The following is a 16046-nucleotide window of genomic DNA, read 5'->3' as shown; positions in this document are numbered from 1 at the left end:
TCCGATTTAGCTCTGCGCGGCCCGCAGCCGATCCTGAAAATAGGCCACACCCTGTTCATGTCGCGGGGAAAGTGGCCCGGCGCGGTATCCGCCACTTTGATAATTCTTTTGCGTCTCCAGACAAACTTCGAAATCTTCACGCACGACCGCGAGATTATCCGCAATTGTCTTGGCCCGCGCGTCTGCAGTGGCATCCGATGTGTCGGCAAAGTAGAAATTATATATCAGTTCGGTTTGACCAACGCTGACAGGATTGATCCGGGACGTGTTCATGCCACCATCAAAGAGCGATAGGGTCCAGTTCGGCCACATCCACATCCACTTGCCGCGATAAAACAACCCTTCGCGTGGTGGTGCGGTCATACGTACCAACCCGTTCAGTGCGACGGTCTCGAACGCCTCGAATTCAATGGCGCGATGAAAGGCGGGATGAATACCGGGGATGTGATACCCCTCAACAAAGTTATCAGTGTAGATTTTCCAGTTGGCATCAAAGACCAGCCGCTCCTCGTGGACCCAGTGAAAGGTCTCAATTGGCTCGTCGGCCAATTCGGTACTGGTCTCGCCCAATTGGCTGTCAAAGTCGTCCTCGGGGGCAATCGCAACAAAAAGAAGCCCGCGCCAAATGTGCCATTCTACTGTGTCGAGGGCCCAATCAGACATACGGAAATCGGGATCATCGCCCCACCATGGTACGTTCAGGAGTGACCCATCATCGCCCCAGACCCATTGGTGATATGGGCAGCGGATGGTGCTGCACCGCCCCGCACCCTCGGGTAACAATCGTGCCCCCCGATGGCGGCAGACATTGCGGTAGGCGCGTAACCCGTCCTTGGCCATGACGATGAAAATCTTCTGACCCGCAATCTCGGTCGCGATATAGTCGCCGCGTTCCCGCAGGCGAGAGGCCGAGCCAATCAACTGCCATGTGCGAGAAAAGATGCGACTGACATCCCGCGTGTGAATGTCAGGCGACGTGTAATGAATGGGGGCGAGGTTCAACATGCCCAGAACGGTAGTGTGGCCTCGCGCGCGAGGTCAAGCGTCTCAGTTTCGCCGCGCTGCCAGTATCCAAAGCAGAACAAGCCCCAATGAAGCCAGCATGTTCCAACTGGCCATCGACAGACCCAGCATTTGCCAAGCCACCTCGTCGCACATGACGACGCCAGCGGGGCTGCCCATACTGAGCAGATCGGTACCGCTAAGGCCGCCCAGACCATTACCCGCTCCGGTGCAGGATGCCGGACCTTCCCACCAACCGCGCTCAACCCCGGTGTGATAGCCACCGATAGCGGCTGTCGCGAGGGCTGCCAGCGCGCCCAGGGCGGGCAGGGCAGGTCCGCGTGATGCAATGGCGAGCACGCCGATCAGTACGGCAGCAGCATGTGGCCAACGTTGCCAAAGACACATCTTGCACGGGGCCAGCCCGCCAATATGCTGGAAGGCGAATGCCCCCAGCAGCAAGAGTGCAGAGCCACCGGCAGCCAGCAAGATTAGATTTTTGCGCGTCATATCTGTCATAAGAACTTTATCACATAGACCCCTGCAAAGAGCACAACCACGAATAGGATGAACATCAGACCCAAGCGCCGCTCGATGAAGTCGCGGATAGGTGCGCCAAATTTCCACAACAACCATGCCACGATGTAGAACCGCAAACCGCGCGCGATGATCGAGGTTATGATGAATGTGGCCAGCGGCATTCCGGTCCAGCCGGACATGATCGTGATCACCTTGTACGGGAAGGGTGTGACACCGGCGGTCAGAACTGCCCAGAACCCCAGATCGTTAAAGCGCGTATTGAACTCGGCCATTGCATCGCCTTTGCCGAGCGATTCAAGGATGGGCAAGCCGATCTGCTCATAGGCCAGTGCGCCGATCGCATAGCCAAGCAATCCGCCGACAACTGAGGCCAACAGCGCCACGGCTGCGATCAGCCATGCGCGGCTTGGTCGGGCCAGGATCATGGGAATCATCAACACATCAGGCGGGATTGGAAAGACCGAACTCTCTATAAAGGCAACAAAGGCCAGCACCCAGAGCGCCTGCGGATGATGCGCCATACGGAGCGTCCAATCATAGAGCCGTCTGAGCATCGCTATAGATCTTTCCTGTTTGGTTCTGCCTCTGACCATGCAGCGCCCGGAGCGTCAAGCCAAGAGCAATGCAGCAATGGAAAAAACCGAGCACTTTTTCGTGTCGGGGCTGGACGCGCGCAGCGCGCTTCGCTAGAGGGAGGGAAAGGCCCAAGTGGCGGAATGGTAGACGCAGGGGATTCAAAATCCCCCGCCGCGAGGCGTGCCGGTTCGAGTCCGGCCTTGGGTACCACAGGCCTTTTCACGACATTGGCATCGGATGCCCACCGGGTTTCCGATAGGTCATTTTGAACAGCAGCGATTGTGGCGACACCAATCGACGGCTTCAGTGCGACGTAAACACCGCGTCCCCTTTGGCTTCGCGGCGATCATGCCGGTTTGCACAGATTAAGAGCGCCAAGCATTTCATCGGCGGATTTCAGGATGAGGCCGGGAATCTGTCGATTCTCCCCCACGAATCAGCCGTTAGGTTTCCGAAGCTTGATCAAAGGTGAATGCATTTGCTGATTGGAGCGTTATTGGCGACAACCTGTCCATCCAATTATTGACATAGTTAACGCGCTGCCAACTTTGCAGCAGTGTTTCCAACTTCGAAACAGGTGGACACCTATGGGTTGTAGTAGAGTGTCATAGAACGCGTAGAAAGAACAATGATTGTTGAGGGAATCATCAAATTCACGCGGTTACTACGTGGAAACAATCACGCCGCACGTGTGCCGAAAACGGGGCAAATGTGGTCAATTCCGGCGCAAGCACGGCATGTTAGGAACACTTTTAGGTCAAATTTCACTTTGATGGCGGCGAGCCGAGGCGTACAAAAGTGTTGCCCAGCTGGGGGGCGATGTTTGTGGTCACGGGGGCGACCGCGCGAATTGCGCATCTGATGATGCGGGAGACGTGTGTTCGCCGTGTTGCGTAGGCAACGCGTAGAAAACGCGAAATGCGGGCACCGCCCGTAGTGGACGGACGCATGTAGGATGCGAACGTCGCTCTCCCATAGTTATCAAGTGTGGTTTGTGCTGGTCGCGAAGTGAGCGCCGGTATCGTCGGTGGCATGACATTGGTCCGCGATCGAGCGGCGCGCCGGAAACGGCCGTAGTATAATGAGGAGAAGACTATGGGTATTGATAGAACAGACACCGGCTCTGGCGTTGTTGAAGGCGATGCAGCAGACAATAACATCGACGCAGGGTATGCTGCAGACCCAGAGGGCGATCAAATTGACAATGGTGATGCCATCCTGGGCGGCGAGGGCCCTGACGACGACATCGTGAACGCAGGCGACGGCAACGACACAGTTGACGGCGGCGCTGCGGATGATGAGATTTTCGGTGGCGCAGGTGATGATGATCTCAGCGGCGGGGCAGGCGACGACCTGATAGCCGGTGATCGTGATATCACGGACAATATCCCCGTACGTGAAGTGTTCCGCTGGGATGGCGCGCCTGATCCGGACGGTGACGATGGCACTCCCGGTATTGACGATCAAGACAGCATTGGTGCGTTTTCGCAAAACACCGGCAATGTCGATGTGGCCTTCTCGTCGACGGGCACAGGTCATAATGCGACCGTGTTTGCGAGCAACTTCCACCTCGTGGATGGCGTGGCGACAGATGGTGCGCCAGCCAACCCCAACAGCTCGCTCGATAACGTGCTGGGGCAGGAAGGCAACTCCAACGAGTACAGCCTCGATTTCTCGCGTCCGGTCGAAAACGTATCGTTCCGCATTAATGACGTAGATGGCGACGGCGTCGTGACTGTGACCGCACTCGACGCGGACGGTAATCCGATCACTGTCAACCTGAGCGCAGGCGCGAATGTTACGCTGATCGACACCGATGGTGTTGCAGGGGCCGATACAGGCGATAGCGACGGCGGCTACGCCGAAGACGTGGCACCAGAGTATTCAATCCTTGTCGATATCCCGGGCCCCGTGTCCGAGATCACCGTTCATCACACTCAGAATGGGCCAGACACCTCGGGCATCAAGCTGACAGATGTTTACTTTGACACCTTCCCGATCGTTGCCGAGGGCAATGATACACTGAACGGTGACGACGGTGACGACACCCTGATGGGTGAAGGTGGCGATGATGAGCTGACCGGTGGCGAAGGCGCTGATGAAATCGATGGTGGTGACGGCGATGATACGATCATCGGCGGCAACGATGGCGATGTCGTTGACGGTGGCGATGGCGGTACCGATTTCGACACACTCGATCTGACCGGCGAAGGCCCGGCACGCATCGCGACCGAAACCGTCGATCCTGACGGCAATTCGACCAGCGGCACCATCGAATTCCTGGATGTGGACGGAAACGTGACCGGCACGATGGAATTCAATGAAATCGAAGAGGTTTTGCTGAACGATCCGGCTCCGCCGACGGGCAACAACGATCCAGATACCGTTCCCGATAGCGCCTCGACCGACTTTGAAACCGATGTTATCGTCGATGTTCTGGGCAACGACTCTGATCCTGATGGCGATACACTTAGAGTGAGCGGTGTCACAGACGGTACGAACGGGACTGTTGTGATCAATGGCGACAATACCGTGACCTATAGTCCGAACGATGGTTTCGATGGTACGGATTCATTCACCTACACAGCCGATGACGGTCTGGGTGGTACCACAACAGAGACGGTGACCATCACTGTGCGCCCTGATGGTGCAGGGCCAGATGGCATTGTTTCCGGCACACCCGGTGATGATGATATCGACCTTGGCTACACCGGCGATCCGGATGGCGACCGTATCGACAACAACGACGCGATCCTGCCACCGAACCCTGGCTCAAACGATGATATCGTCGAAGCAGGTGATGGCGACGATAGCGTGCGCGGTCGTGATGGCGATGACGACATCCGCGGCGGCGCCGGCGATGATACGCTACGCGGTGACGGTGGTGAAAATACGCTGAACGGCGGCACGGGCGACGATTCTCTGATCGGCGGTCCGGGCAACGATACGCTGCTTGGCGGTGACGGTGCGGATACCGCGCTTGGTGGTGGTGGCGATGATTACATCGACACGTCGTCCGATCCGCTGACGTCTCCTTTCCCGCTGCCCGACGATGGGTTCAATGACCCGATCGACGTGCCGCGTGACACTGACACCGAAGATGACCGCGACCTGGTTGCAGGTGGTGCAGGTAATGACACGATCTTTACCGGCGACGACGCGGACACCATTACCGGCGGTGCTGGCGACGATGTGATCGACGGCGGTCTGGATGATGATGAAATCAGCGGCGGTACTGGTGATGACTACATCATCTCAGGCGAAGGCAGCGATACGGTCTATGGTGGCGACGGTAACGATACGATCTATGGCGGCATCAATATACCCGCAGCCAACATCCCCGATGCGATCGACCCAGAGCTGGAAAATGCTGATGATTACATTGACGGCGGTGCCGGCGATGACCTGATCTTTGGCGAAGATGACAATGACACCATCCTAGGTGGTACCGGCAACGATACGCTTTCTGGCGGGATCGACGACGATCTCGATCCGTGGTCAGGACGGCGATGACAGCATCATGGGCGATGAAGGCAACGACATCATTCAGGGTGGCAACGGCGACGACACCATTCTGGGTGGCGACGGTGATGACACCATCGAGGGCCGTGCGGATAACGATCTGATCATCGGTGGCGCCGGTGCGGATGACATGTCGGGTGATACCGGACGCGATACGTTCGTTATCGGGTCAGCCTCAGATGGTTATGGCGACAATGCCGATGGCGGCTCCGGCGGTGATGACTTTGACACGCTCGATCTGACCGGCGCTGGTGACTTTGAAATCGTGAATGAAACGGTGGATGCCGACGGCAACTCGACCTCGGGGCAGGTGAACTTCCTCGATGCGCCGGGTGGTGCGGTGACGGGTTCGATGACCTTCCAGGAAATCGAACGCATCATCCCCTGCTTTACGCCGGGCACCGTGATTGCCACGCCGAAAGGTGAGCGTCTGGTGGAAGATCTGCAGGTTGGCGACCGGGTTATCACCCGCGACAACGGGTTGCAGGAAATCCGCTGGTTGGGCCGCCGTGATCTGGCAGGTGCCGAGATGCTGCAAGCGCAGCACCTCAAGCCGGTCCTGATCCGGGCAGGCAGCCTTGGCCGTGGTCTGCCAGAGCGCGATCTGCTGGTCAGCCCGAACCACCGTGTGCTGATCAATAACGAGAAATCGGCGCTGTATTTCGAGGACCGCGAAGTGCTGGCAGCGGCCAAGCATCTGACCGGGCTCGAAGGTGTCGACGCGGTCGATACCGGTGCGGTCAGCTACATCCACTTCATGTTCGATCAGCACGAGGTTGTGTTGTCCAACGGGTCCTGGACGGAAAGCTTCCAGCCCGGCGAGCAAACGCTGGATGGCATGGGCGTCGAGCAACGCGATGAAATCTACACGCTGTTCCCTGAACTGCGCGAGATGGAAGGCATCGAGGCCTATCAGGCCGCACGCCGGTCGCTGAAAAAGCACGAAGCGCGCTTGTTGACCAAATAACCCTTTGCAGCCGAACCAGTCTACCACCTCGGTGGGCTGGTTCACGGAATCGGTTGCGGGGGCCATATCGGTTCCGATACGACAGCAATCCCGGCGCGACGCCGGGATTGTTTCGTTTTTGGAAACGGCGTGTGTCGCTAGGCTGGTGACGGATCCCTATTCTGGGTGAACGTCGTGTCAGTATGACACCCTCTCTGCCGCGTCATCTGCGGATGACACGTTTCACAAAATTTTCCCCTGACCGAGTTTCTGCGCAGTTTTTATCGTCCCCCTTGGCGACGACCGGCTTGCTGCCTGCAAAATCCCGCGCGCGTCGACACTGCATAGAAGAGATGGGGAGCTGACGATGGCAACGATTCCGGGAAGTGGTAGTGACGAGACCTTGCAGGGCACCAATGACACGATCACTGCGGGATCGGGCAACGACAGCCTGTCGGGTGGTGCGCAATCCGATACCTTTGTAATCACAGATTGCGGCAATCATACCGTCGTCGGTGGCGAGGATGCCGATGGCAGCGACCTTGATATCCTCGATCTGTCGGGGTGTCCAAGAACGTCTTCCATACCGGTCCAGAGTCGGGTCGCGTTGAATTTTTGGACAGCGGCGGGGCCGTGACCAGCAGTATGGCATTTACCGAGATCGAGCGTGTCATCTGCTTTACTCCCGGTACCGGGGTCGCGACCCCGCAGGGCCTAAGACCGGTGGAATTACTGCATCCGGGAGATCATGTGATTACCCGCGACAACGGCATTCAGACGATCTGTTGGATGGGCAAAAAGACTCTCGGTGCTGCTGATGTTGCGCGAAACCCTTGGCTCAGGCCTGTTTTGATCCGCGCCGGAGCGTTTGGCGATAGCATACCAGAGACCGATATCAGGGTCAGTCCCAATCACCGCATGTTGCTGGCAAATCAATTGGCCGAGACGATGTTCGGTGAGCGTGAAGTTCTGGTGCCGGCCAAGCATCTGGCAGGGCTGCCCGGCGTTGAATGGCCACGTCCGGCGCAGGGGGTGACCTATGTCCATGTGATGTTTGAAAGCCACGAGGTTTTGTTGGCGGGCGGCACTTGGTCCGAGAGTTTTCAACCGGGTGGAGAGGCGCTGCGCGGGGTTGGCGCGGCACAGCGAAGAGAACTGTTGGCGCTGTTCCCTGACTTGGAAACCGAGGTAGGGTTGGGGGCGTACCGCTCGGCGCGCATATCATTGCGCGCGCATGAGGCACGGGTATTATTGGCAGAAATTGCATCGTAGCTCAGGCCCCGGTCCGCGCCCGCCAAGCGGCCCATGCCTCGGGCGTGTCGAGGTCGGTAATGGCGCGGTTGCCGGACAGGCGGTGTTCAATGACATCGGCCCGGCGCAGCAATGCGCCTGCGCCACGGTCGCCTGTCAAGGTCCACAATTCAGCGAACCAAGCGCGCGGGAAAATTACCGGATGCCCGGCCACGCCGCTCTCTGTGTAAGCGCGCAGTATTCTGGCGGGTGCCATGGCCTGCGCTGCGATCATTGCCGACAGGTCGGATGTGTCGATCTCGGGAAGGTCGGGAAGCAGGATCATCACCGCCTCTACCGTGTCCGGCAATGCCCGAATGCCGGCTGCGAGCGAGGCAGATAATCCGTCCTGTGGACGTTCGACAGGGACGCGTGTCAGCTTTTTCTGGGGGAGCTGGTCCAACGCTTCGCCACGTAAGGGGCGATCCGCACGTAGCGTGACAAAGACATCTGCACCGGTATCCAAAGCCCGCCCGACCTGACGTGTCAGCAAGGGCACGCCCTCTACCAGTTCCAGCAGCTTATCGCGCCCACCCATCCGTGATGATGCACCCGCGGCGGGTACGACAATGGCCAGCGATGACGTCATTTTTCCAGTTGTCGCGCGAGGGCACAGAACTGCTCCAGCGAGACTGTTTCGGCGCGATCGGTGGGGGCGATACCTGCAGCGAGCAGGCGATCCTCAATGTCGGGTGCGACCCCTTTAAGCGCGGCACGCAGCATTTTGCGTCGCTGGTTGAACGCACGCGCCACCACGGATTCCAGCCGTTTTGAGTCAGCCGGATAGCGGGGTGCATCAAGCGCACGCAGATGAACCACGGCGCTGGATACCTTTGGCGGTGGTGTGAAAGCGCCGGGCGGCAGGTGCATGGCGATCTGCGCATCGCAACGCCAACTGGCGAGCAGCGCCAGCCGACCGTAGGCCTTACTGCCGGGCTTTGCGACGATACGCTCGGCTACTTCGCGCTGGAACATGAGCGTCAGACTCTGCCAGTAGGGCGGCCACTGCGGCGGGGTAAGCCAGCGCACCAACAGTTCCGTTCCGACGTTGTAGGGCAGGTTGGCGGCGACGCGGATGGGGGGGTCAGATGCGTCAGCGGATCAATCTTCAGCGCATCCCCTTCTATAACAGTCAAACGTCCGGGATAGGTCTCTGCAATCTGGTTCAGGGCTGGCAAACAGCGCCTGTCCTTTTCGATGGCCAGAACGTGCCGTGCGCCCTCGGACAGTAGTCCCCGTGTCAGGCCGCCGGGGCCGGGGCCAATTTCCAGCACATCACAATCGGTCAGATCACCTGCCTGCCGCGCAATTTTGGCAGTGAGGTTCAGATCCAGCAGAAAGTTCTGTCCCAGCGATTTGCGTGCCGCCAATTCATGCGTCGCAATGACCTCCCGCAGGGGAGGAAGATCGTCTGGCATACTCATGTGTTGCGCGCCGCGCTCATACGCGCGGCCATTTTCAGCGCCTCAATCATCGAACTGGGATTGGCGACCCCCTGTCCGGCGATATCAAGCGCGGTGCCGTGATCGGGTGACGTGCGGATAAAGGGTAAACCCAGTGTCACGTTTACCCCCCTGTCGAAATCCAGCGTCTTGATCGGGATCAGCGCCTGATCGTGATACATGCAGACCGCTGCATCATACCCGGCGCGCGCAGCCGCGTGAAACATCGTGTCCGCCGACAGTGGCCCCTTCAGGTCCAGTCCCTCGGTGCGTAAAGCGTCCAGAACTGGGGTGATCAGCGCGATCTCTTCGGTGCCCATCTTGCCCCCTTCGCCCGCATGTGGATTCAGACCGGCCACGGCAATGCGGGGGGCAGGGATGCCAAAATCGCGGATCAATCCGGCATGGGTGATGCGGAGCGTCTGGGTCAGTAAGGGGGCGCTCAATACTGTAGTTACATTGTTGAGCGGAATGTGAATCGTCGCAGGCACGACGCGCAACTGGTCGCTGGCCAGCATCATCACGACGCGCGTCACACCAGCCAGATGGGCTAGATACTCGGTGTGACCGGGATGCGCGAAACCCGCGCCGTCCTGTAACGCCTTCTTGTGGATCGGGGCGGTACACAATGCGCTGGCAGCCCCTGATTGTACCAAGTCCACACCGCGAGCGATGGCGCTGATAACGCTCTCGGCATGACGTGGGTTGGGCGTACCGAGAGAGAGTAGCCCATCAAATATATGCGGCAGAACAGGCAAACCACTGCGCGCCGCATCGATTGCCTCGGCGGCATCGGCAATTATGGCAACAGGACCGTGCGGCACATGGGCAGGGTCGCCAATCAGGAAAAACGGAATATCCGTTCCCAGCGCCGCCCAAGCCTTTTGCGCCAGTTCAGGTCCGATGCCCGCCGGTTCGCCGCAACTGATGGCTATCGGACGCCGCGCATCGGCCATCAGTATTCGATGATCCGCGCCTCAGACCGCAGTTGCTCCAGATATCCTTCCGAGAAGGAGTCCAGCCGCTGATTGGCAATTTGGGCAGATAGCTGTTGGGTGACGTCCGGGGCTGCTGTCGTGCCTTCTGCACCTTCTGCACCGTCTTCGTTTGCGGCGGTGGGTGCATCTTGCTCCTCTGCGCCGGGCAGGACTTCGGTGCGGCCACAGAGCATCAACAGCACCAGTGTTTCGCCGCCCGCGCGGGTGAGGGTAGTGGACACTTCGCCCGGATCGAGGCGCGACAGTTCGATCGCGATATCATCGGGGATTTCACTCGGTGCTTTTGATCCGCGCTCCAGAACGCTGGCCGGTTGGCCATGGGCAACCCCATATAGGTCATCGCAAGTATCGGTGTCTGCGTCGATTTGCGCCGCCTGCGACAGTGCCGCTTCGGTGCGACCGCCGGGAATGTAGTACGCGGCATATTCAATCGCGGCATAGTCGGGTTCCGGTACGTCAGTCTCTTCGATACTGCGCATCTGAAAGAGTGCAACCGCCCCTTGCAAGGGAAGCGGTTCAGTCACTTCGCCCGGTGCGAGCCCCAGAACCAAGGGCCGCAAGATTGGCGGCAGTTTGGTGATCGGTGTCCATGGCATACGTCCACCACGGTCTTTGGATGGCGTTGCCGAGTACTGGCGCGCCTGTGCGCTGAATGCGCTCTCGGATGTCATTTCCGAGATACGCTTGGCCCGGCTCAGCACCGCTTCTTCGGTTTGCGGGGTGTAGGGGATAATGATTTCGGACAGCAGCACACGCACACCGGTCCCGGTGCTGATCGCTGCGCGGGCGCGTTCCAGATCCTCTTCGCTAACCGACACACGTGGGCCAAAGCGTGCTTGTGTCAACTCGCGCCAGGTCAGGCCTGCGCGCACAAATTCACGAAAGGTTTGCTCGGCAACGCCACCCTGTTCCAGCAGCTTGATCATCTGGTCGGCCTTCAGGTTACCCTGACTGGCGAAACGTTCCATGCCCTCTTGCACGGCTTCATCGCTGACGGCGATCCCTTGGGCTTTTGCGGCTTGCAGTTTCAGTCGGTCCTCGATCAGTTGATCATGGGCCAGCCGCGCTGGATCGGCGGGCGCGCGCAACAGTGTCAGAAGTCGCGTGCGCTGTTCCAACTCGTAGCGGGTGACGGCATCGCCGTTGACCTTGATCACCGGCTCGAAAAGGCCTTGGGCGTTGGCCGGAGAAGGGGGTGGCCAAGCATGAGGCCAAGCGCCAGAGCGAATGTTGCTGTGATGGAGCGGATAGGAGATGTCATCTGGGTCATCAGTTCCTGCATGTTCTTGCGTAGCTCTTGTCTTCGGTGCGCGCGCTGAAGCCGCGCAAACCGACGGTGAGGCTGATATCTGTCGACGGCGTCAGGATAGTGGAAGAGGTGAACCGACGCGAGGCCGAAAGCGCGATATCCACGCATTCGTTTGTGTAGGTCACGCCGACGCCCGCCTTGACGCTGCGATCACTGGCGACGTCATAGCGCCACTCGGCACTGCCCGTCCAGTGCCGTGACATTCGATAAGAGCCATCGAACGCCCATTCCGAGATTGTTGTAGGTCGGTTTTCCGCCACGTCACGGTCCAGCCAGACATAGGTGGCACCGATATTCGTGACGGAATTTTGCCAGCTGGCACGCGCCTCGGCCTTGGTCGTATCGAACGCGGTATCAAACAATCCTCTACCGGTCAGGGTCAGGCCGTTCTGGGTCGTGATCTGCCCGGCAAAGAGTACGTCCGAAAACTCGCCACGAAGGCCGGATGTATCTGAAAAGGTCAATCCGCCATTCGGTTCACGCTGGGACCGGTCACGCAAGATCTGACCGACGGTGAATGTGCTGGTCAATCCACCGGGGTCAAAGCGTGACCATGACAGGCCGTATGCTGCACTGGCGCCACGTTCACGGCGGTCCTTAGCGGCAAAGCGCGATAAGGACAGCAGGTTTCCTTCGTCGAACTCGGTGCGCGTGCTTTCGTCGTTTGCGATACTCGGTGTGCTTCCGCCAACCCAGCCGAGTTGAACCACAGGCTCGATCACATGTGCGACACCCTTGTTCGTGACCTTGGCCAGTGGCAGGCGCAATGTCAGTGCCGTGGAAGGGATCACATCGGTGAGCGAGGCGCGGCTGGTGGCGCCGCCCCCTTTGATTTCGAAATGATCCACTGCGATACCAGTCTGGAAGGTGCTACGTACGCCGCCCAACATCGTCCAGCTGCGCAGCCAGTCTGCGCTGGTGCTCAGACGGTTCACGTCGCGACCATCGGCAAAAACGTCAAAGTCCGGCCCATCCGTGCTAAGAGATGAAGACCGGTAATGCGTGTGTGCCTGAGCTGAATAACGCAGTTCCCCACCAAAACGGGCCGGATAGATACGCCTCTCATAATCAGCGTTGCCCACGATGGTCGGCAGGGTCGAATTGCTTTCCCCCGCCCGCAATGTGTGGAAATGCGTCACTGCACCGCGCATCCATTCATCGCGCCGGACGCGTTCCAGCGACAGTTCACTGTCCAGACGGTCCTTGTCGGAGAAATCATAGTCGACGAGGTAGGCGTCGTCATTCACCGCCTCAATGTCGAACCTCAGGATAAAGTCATTCTGCATCTCGAACAGGCCACGGCCAAAGATGTAGGCGCGGTTGTCTGTGCGGTTCAGGTCGTCATTCGACAGCGCACCTTCGAATTCGATCTCTCCACGTTGGAATGCCTGACGATACCGAAACTCCATCGTGCGTGTTTTGTTCGACAGCCAAGGGGTCAGTGTCAGGTCTTTGTGATCGCCGATCTTGATGAAATAAGGAACCTTCACCCCAAACCCGAGCAGGGAGGAATTGTAGATAGACGGGATCAGGAAACCGGTTGAGCGTTCCAGCGTGGGATCCGGCAGGCGCAAATGGGGGAGATAGAAAATCGGTGTGTCGAAAACCCGGAACTGGGCATCGTCGAGATAGAATTGCTGTGATTGTTGATCGTGGATAATGCGCCGTGCACGGATTTGCCACAGCGGCGCTTGTCCATTTTTGCAGACGTGGCAAGACGTAACAGCGGCCTTGTAGAGTTGTGAATAGCGTCCGTTTGTGCGGTTCATCTGCTGCGCGGCCAACTGTAGCTGGTCGTCCATAACGATCCGGGCGCCGAATAGAATGCCATTCTGCAGGTTGCGGTCGAGCTGCGCACTGTCAGCCAGAACGACAGTATAGCCCCCGTCAAAGAGGGTGATGGGGCCGTCGAACTCCAGCGAGTCGGTTGCCTTGTCATACGTGATGCGCCGCGCGGTCAGGCGCTGGCCGTCATAGACCGCTTCGACGTTGCCTTCGGCCACGAGCGTGTCATCGCCACGGATATACACGTCATCGGCGATGAGCATGGCAGGCTGCGGCTCAGTATCATCCGCGCCGGTTTGGGCGGTTGCAGGTGTCCCCGAAACGAACAGCCACACCATGATGAGAGCGCAAAAGAGACGGGTCGTTGGGGTCATCCGTCCTCCATATGCAGCAAAATACCGAACGCCAGCAGAAACGAAGCCACCGGCGGCACCCATGCGGCGAGGATCACCGGGATCTGGCCGTTTTCGCCCAGTACCTGCGCAAAGTTGCGCATGTAATACAGACTAAACCCCAGCATGATTGCGGTTAGGACCGATAGCCCGGTGTTCGATGTGCGCGCGTGGCGCATCGTGAATGCGGCAGCGACCAGCACCAGCGCCATCAGGAACAATGGCCGGGCCAGTTCCATCTGGAACCATACGGCATAGCGTCTGGCCGAGAAGCCAGCTTCCTCAAGCTCGGCAATGAAATCCGGTAGATCCCACAGGGAAATATACTCAGGCTTGCCAAAACTGTCGATGATGCGATCCTGTGTCAGCGCCGATGGTACGCGCAAAGTCGGCAACACGCTGGCCGAAGATTCAGCATTGCCACCCGCAGACAGATCCCACAGCTTGACATCGCTGAGCGTCCAGCCGCCCACGCCCAGTTGGGCAGAACTGGCCGTAATGCGACGCAGAGGATCGCCGGTCGGTGAAAATGCTATGAATGTGGCATCATAGAGTACGCTTACATCAGAACTGGCACGCGCCGCATGGATAACGGTCTGTCCGATGGCGCTGCCCTGCCGCAGCCACAACCCCTCGGATGAAATTGCCAGAACGCTCTCTCCGCCACCGAGGTGGCCATTGACCAGATCGTGATACCGCTTGGACGACGCCGCGACGATCGGGTTGAGCACGGTGATCGACACGATGCCGATGGTTGCCGCGACGGCCATCGGGCCCAAGAGCCCGCGTAAGCCCGAGCGGCCCGACGCTCGTAACACCACCAATTCGGAGGTTCGCGCCAAACGAACGAACAGAGCCACCGCAGCCAGAATCACGATGAGGGGTAAAATCTCGTAATTGGTGTTGGGGACATTCAGCAGAACGATCTCGATCACGTCCCAGATTGGCAAATCCGGGAAATCCTGCAATTCCTCTACCACATCGATCAGTGCCAGAAGTACGACAAAGACCCCGGCGATACCAAGGAACGTCCACAGAAACTTGCGCGCGAAATAATAGTGCAGGATCATGCGACGACCTCTGCGCGACGGTTGCGTAGGGTCAGTCGGCGAATGATCGCTGGGTTAGCGGCCAGATGCAGCAATACTGCGCTAAGCACAAAACCACAGAGCGCCGGTAGATAGAGCAGCGGCCACATCGACGCGCTGGACAGGACAGGCCCGGCGACTGCGCCTTCAATCATCTTGATTGCGACCAGCAGAACAAAGGCGGTAATGATCTGTCTCCAGATGCCGAACCGGCTGTATCCACCCAAAAGCAGCGTGGCAAAGCCGATCAAGCCAGCGATGATGCACATCAGCGGCTGTGTGAATCGGTTATGAAGCTCGTGCAGGACCATCGGAATGGTCGCATTGTTGCGCTCGGCCACCACTTCGGGTGTGCGCAGCAAAACCGGCGTGCTGGCAAATCCTATGGCATCGGGATCTGCCCGGTCCTGTGTGACGAGGCTGCTGATGTCATACGAGAAGTCGTCAAAATGCGTAGTGAACAAACGCAGCCCTTCGCGGCGCAATGTCTGGGCCAGCCCATCCAGCATAACCAGTTTCGTACCACCCCCCTCGCGCACCAGATAGGCGCGGGTGGATGTGTAGGTCACGATATTTTCAGCGTCGCGCCGATCGGACAAGAACACGTTGCGCAACTCGCCTTCAGTCGTGATGTCGCGAATGTAGAAGGTAACACCGGATGCGGGATGCAAAAATTCACCTTCGGTCAGAAACTTGGCCGTGACATTACGGGACACATCGACTTTGCGCATTTCAAGCTGCTGTAGGCTGGCAGGAATAAGGAAATGCGCCAGCAAGGACATCATCAGCGCGATGATGATCCCGTAAAACAGCACAGGCCGCGCCATACGCCAAGGCGAATAGCCGGTTGCCTGCATTACGGTCAGCTCACTTTCGGTACTCAGTCGATTGGTGACATAGACTGCGCCTGCAAAAGCCGCGATGGGGAGCACCACGCCAATTACCCCCGGAAGGGTCAGAGCGGTGAATTCCAAGAAAATCCAGGCCGATTGGCCGTCACTAATCAATCGGTCGAACATACGCACAGCTTTGTTGATCCAGAAGATCGACACCAAGACCAGCGCGAAGAACCCGAACAGCACCATAAATTGCGACAGCATATATCTGTCGAATCTGGTCACATATGCCCCCCGTTACCCCCATATTTTGTGGCACG

Annotated in this window: 11 protein-coding genes, 1 tRNA gene and 3 pseudogenes; 5 read left to right on the top strand and 10 right to left on the bottom strand. The window is 58.6% G+C overall.

The genetic code is table 11. The features are described from left to right. Positions 1-6: 6 nt before the first annotated feature. From N7U68_RS03600 to N7U68_RS03590, 3 genes are read right to left on the bottom strand one after another with little or no spacing between them, the layout of a single operon-like run. Positions 7-1005 carry an aromatic ring-hydroxylating oxygenase subunit alpha gene (locus tag N7U68_RS03600; RefSeq protein ID WP_263048246.1) on the bottom strand — a complete coding sequence of 333 codons (999 nt, stop codon included), beginning with the start codon at positions 1003-1005 and terminating at the stop codon, positions 7-9. 42 nt (positions 1006-1047) lie between these two features. After that, complete coding sequence (locus N7U68_RS03595) at positions 1048-1512, bottom strand: disulfide bond formation protein B (protein WP_165197555.1); 465 nt, start codon at positions 1510-1512, stop codon at positions 1048-1050. A 5-nt stretch (positions 1513-1517) separates the two neighbouring features. Continuing rightward, positions 1518-2096: a YqaA family protein gene (locus N7U68_RS03590; protein WP_165192110.1), complete on the bottom strand. Its 579-nt coding sequence runs from the start codon at positions 2094-2096 to the stop codon at positions 1518-1520. 148 nt (positions 2097-2244) lie between these two features. Between N7U68_RS03590 and N7U68_RS03585 the strand changes: the two genes are divergently transcribed. The 5 genes and pseudogenes from N7U68_RS03585 (at position 2245) to N7U68_RS03565 (ending at position 7858) form a co-directional block, all read left to right on the top strand. After that, positions 2245-2328, top strand: a tRNA-Leu gene (locus tag N7U68_RS03585). 885 nt (positions 2329-3213) lie between these two features. After that, positions 3214-4749, top strand: a pseudogene (locus tag N7U68_RS21130) (Ig-like domain-containing protein); the annotation flags it as partial. Continuing rightward, positions 4741-6607, top strand: a pseudogene (locus N7U68_RS21125) (Hint domain-containing protein). The pseudogenes N7U68_RS21130 and N7U68_RS21125, both read left to right, overlap by 9 nt. A 346-nt stretch (positions 6608-6953) precedes the next feature. After that, positions 6954-7223, top strand: coding sequence for a hypothetical protein (locus tag N7U68_RS03570; RefSeq protein ID WP_263048245.1), 270 nt, complete (start codon positions 6954-6956; stop codon positions 7221-7223). Next, on the top strand, positions 7220-7858 hold the full coding sequence (locus tag N7U68_RS03565) for a Hint domain-containing protein (RefSeq protein WP_263048244.1): 639 nt from the start codon (positions 7220-7222) through the stop codon (positions 7856-7858). The genes N7U68_RS03570 and N7U68_RS03565 overlap by 4 nt, the downstream gene beginning before the upstream one ends. 1 nt (position 7859) lies before the next feature. Here the strand turns inward: N7U68_RS03565 and N7U68_RS03560 are convergent, their stop codons facing one another. The 7 genes and pseudogenes from N7U68_RS03560 to lptF all read right to left on the bottom strand — a co-directional run bounded on the left by N7U68_RS03560 (position 7860) and on the right by lptF (position 15990). Continuing rightward, positions 7860-8465 (bottom strand): nucleotidyltransferase family protein, encoded by a 606-nt coding sequence (locus tag N7U68_RS03560; protein WP_263048243.1) that lies wholly within the window; start codon positions 8463-8465, stop codon positions 7860-7862. After that, positions 8462-9300 (bottom strand): annotated as a pseudogene (gene rsmA / locus N7U68_RS03555) (16S rRNA (adenine(1518)-N(6)/adenine(1519)-N(6))-dimethyltransferase RsmA). Before rsmA ends, N7U68_RS03560 begins: the two are co-directional and overlap by 4 nt. Next, positions 9297-10274, bottom strand: a complete 978-nt coding sequence (gene pdxA / locus N7U68_RS03550; protein ID WP_263048242.1) for a 4-hydroxythreonine-4-phosphate dehydrogenase PdxA — start codon at positions 10272-10274, stop codon at positions 9297-9299. Before pdxA ends, rsmA begins: the two are co-directional and overlap by 4 nt. Further along, a complete protein-coding gene (locus N7U68_RS03545) occupies positions 10274-11473 on the bottom strand; it encodes a SurA N-terminal domain-containing protein (protein WP_263048241.1) in 1200 nt (399 codons plus the stop codon). Before N7U68_RS03545 ends, pdxA begins: the two co-directional genes overlap by 1 nt. 112 nt (positions 11474-11585) lie before the next feature. Beyond that, entirely contained in the window at positions 11586-13784 is a 2199-nt protein-coding gene (locus tag N7U68_RS03540) for an LPS-assembly protein LptD (RefSeq protein WP_263048240.1), read from the bottom strand. Beyond that, positions 13781-14872: an LPS export ABC transporter permease LptG gene (gene lptG / locus N7U68_RS03535; RefSeq protein ID WP_165192118.1), complete on the bottom strand. Its 1092-nt coding sequence runs from the start codon at positions 14870-14872 to the stop codon at positions 13781-13783. Before lptG ends, N7U68_RS03540 begins: the two co-directional genes overlap by 4 nt. Beyond that, complete coding sequence (lptF, locus tag N7U68_RS03530) at positions 14869-15990, bottom strand: LPS export ABC transporter permease LptF (RefSeq protein WP_165197559.1); 1122 nt, start codon at positions 15988-15990, stop codon at positions 14869-14871. The genes lptG and lptF overlap by 4 nt, the downstream gene beginning before the upstream one ends. Positions 15991-16046: the final 56 nt, after the last annotated feature.

The sequence above is a fragment of the Roseovarius pelagicus genome, assembly GCF_025639885.1.
GTDB lineage: Bacteria > Pseudomonadota > Alphaproteobacteria > Rhodobacterales > Rhodobacteraceae > Roseovarius > Roseovarius pelagicus.
This window is presented reverse-complemented; position numbering and strand designations above follow the sequence as displayed.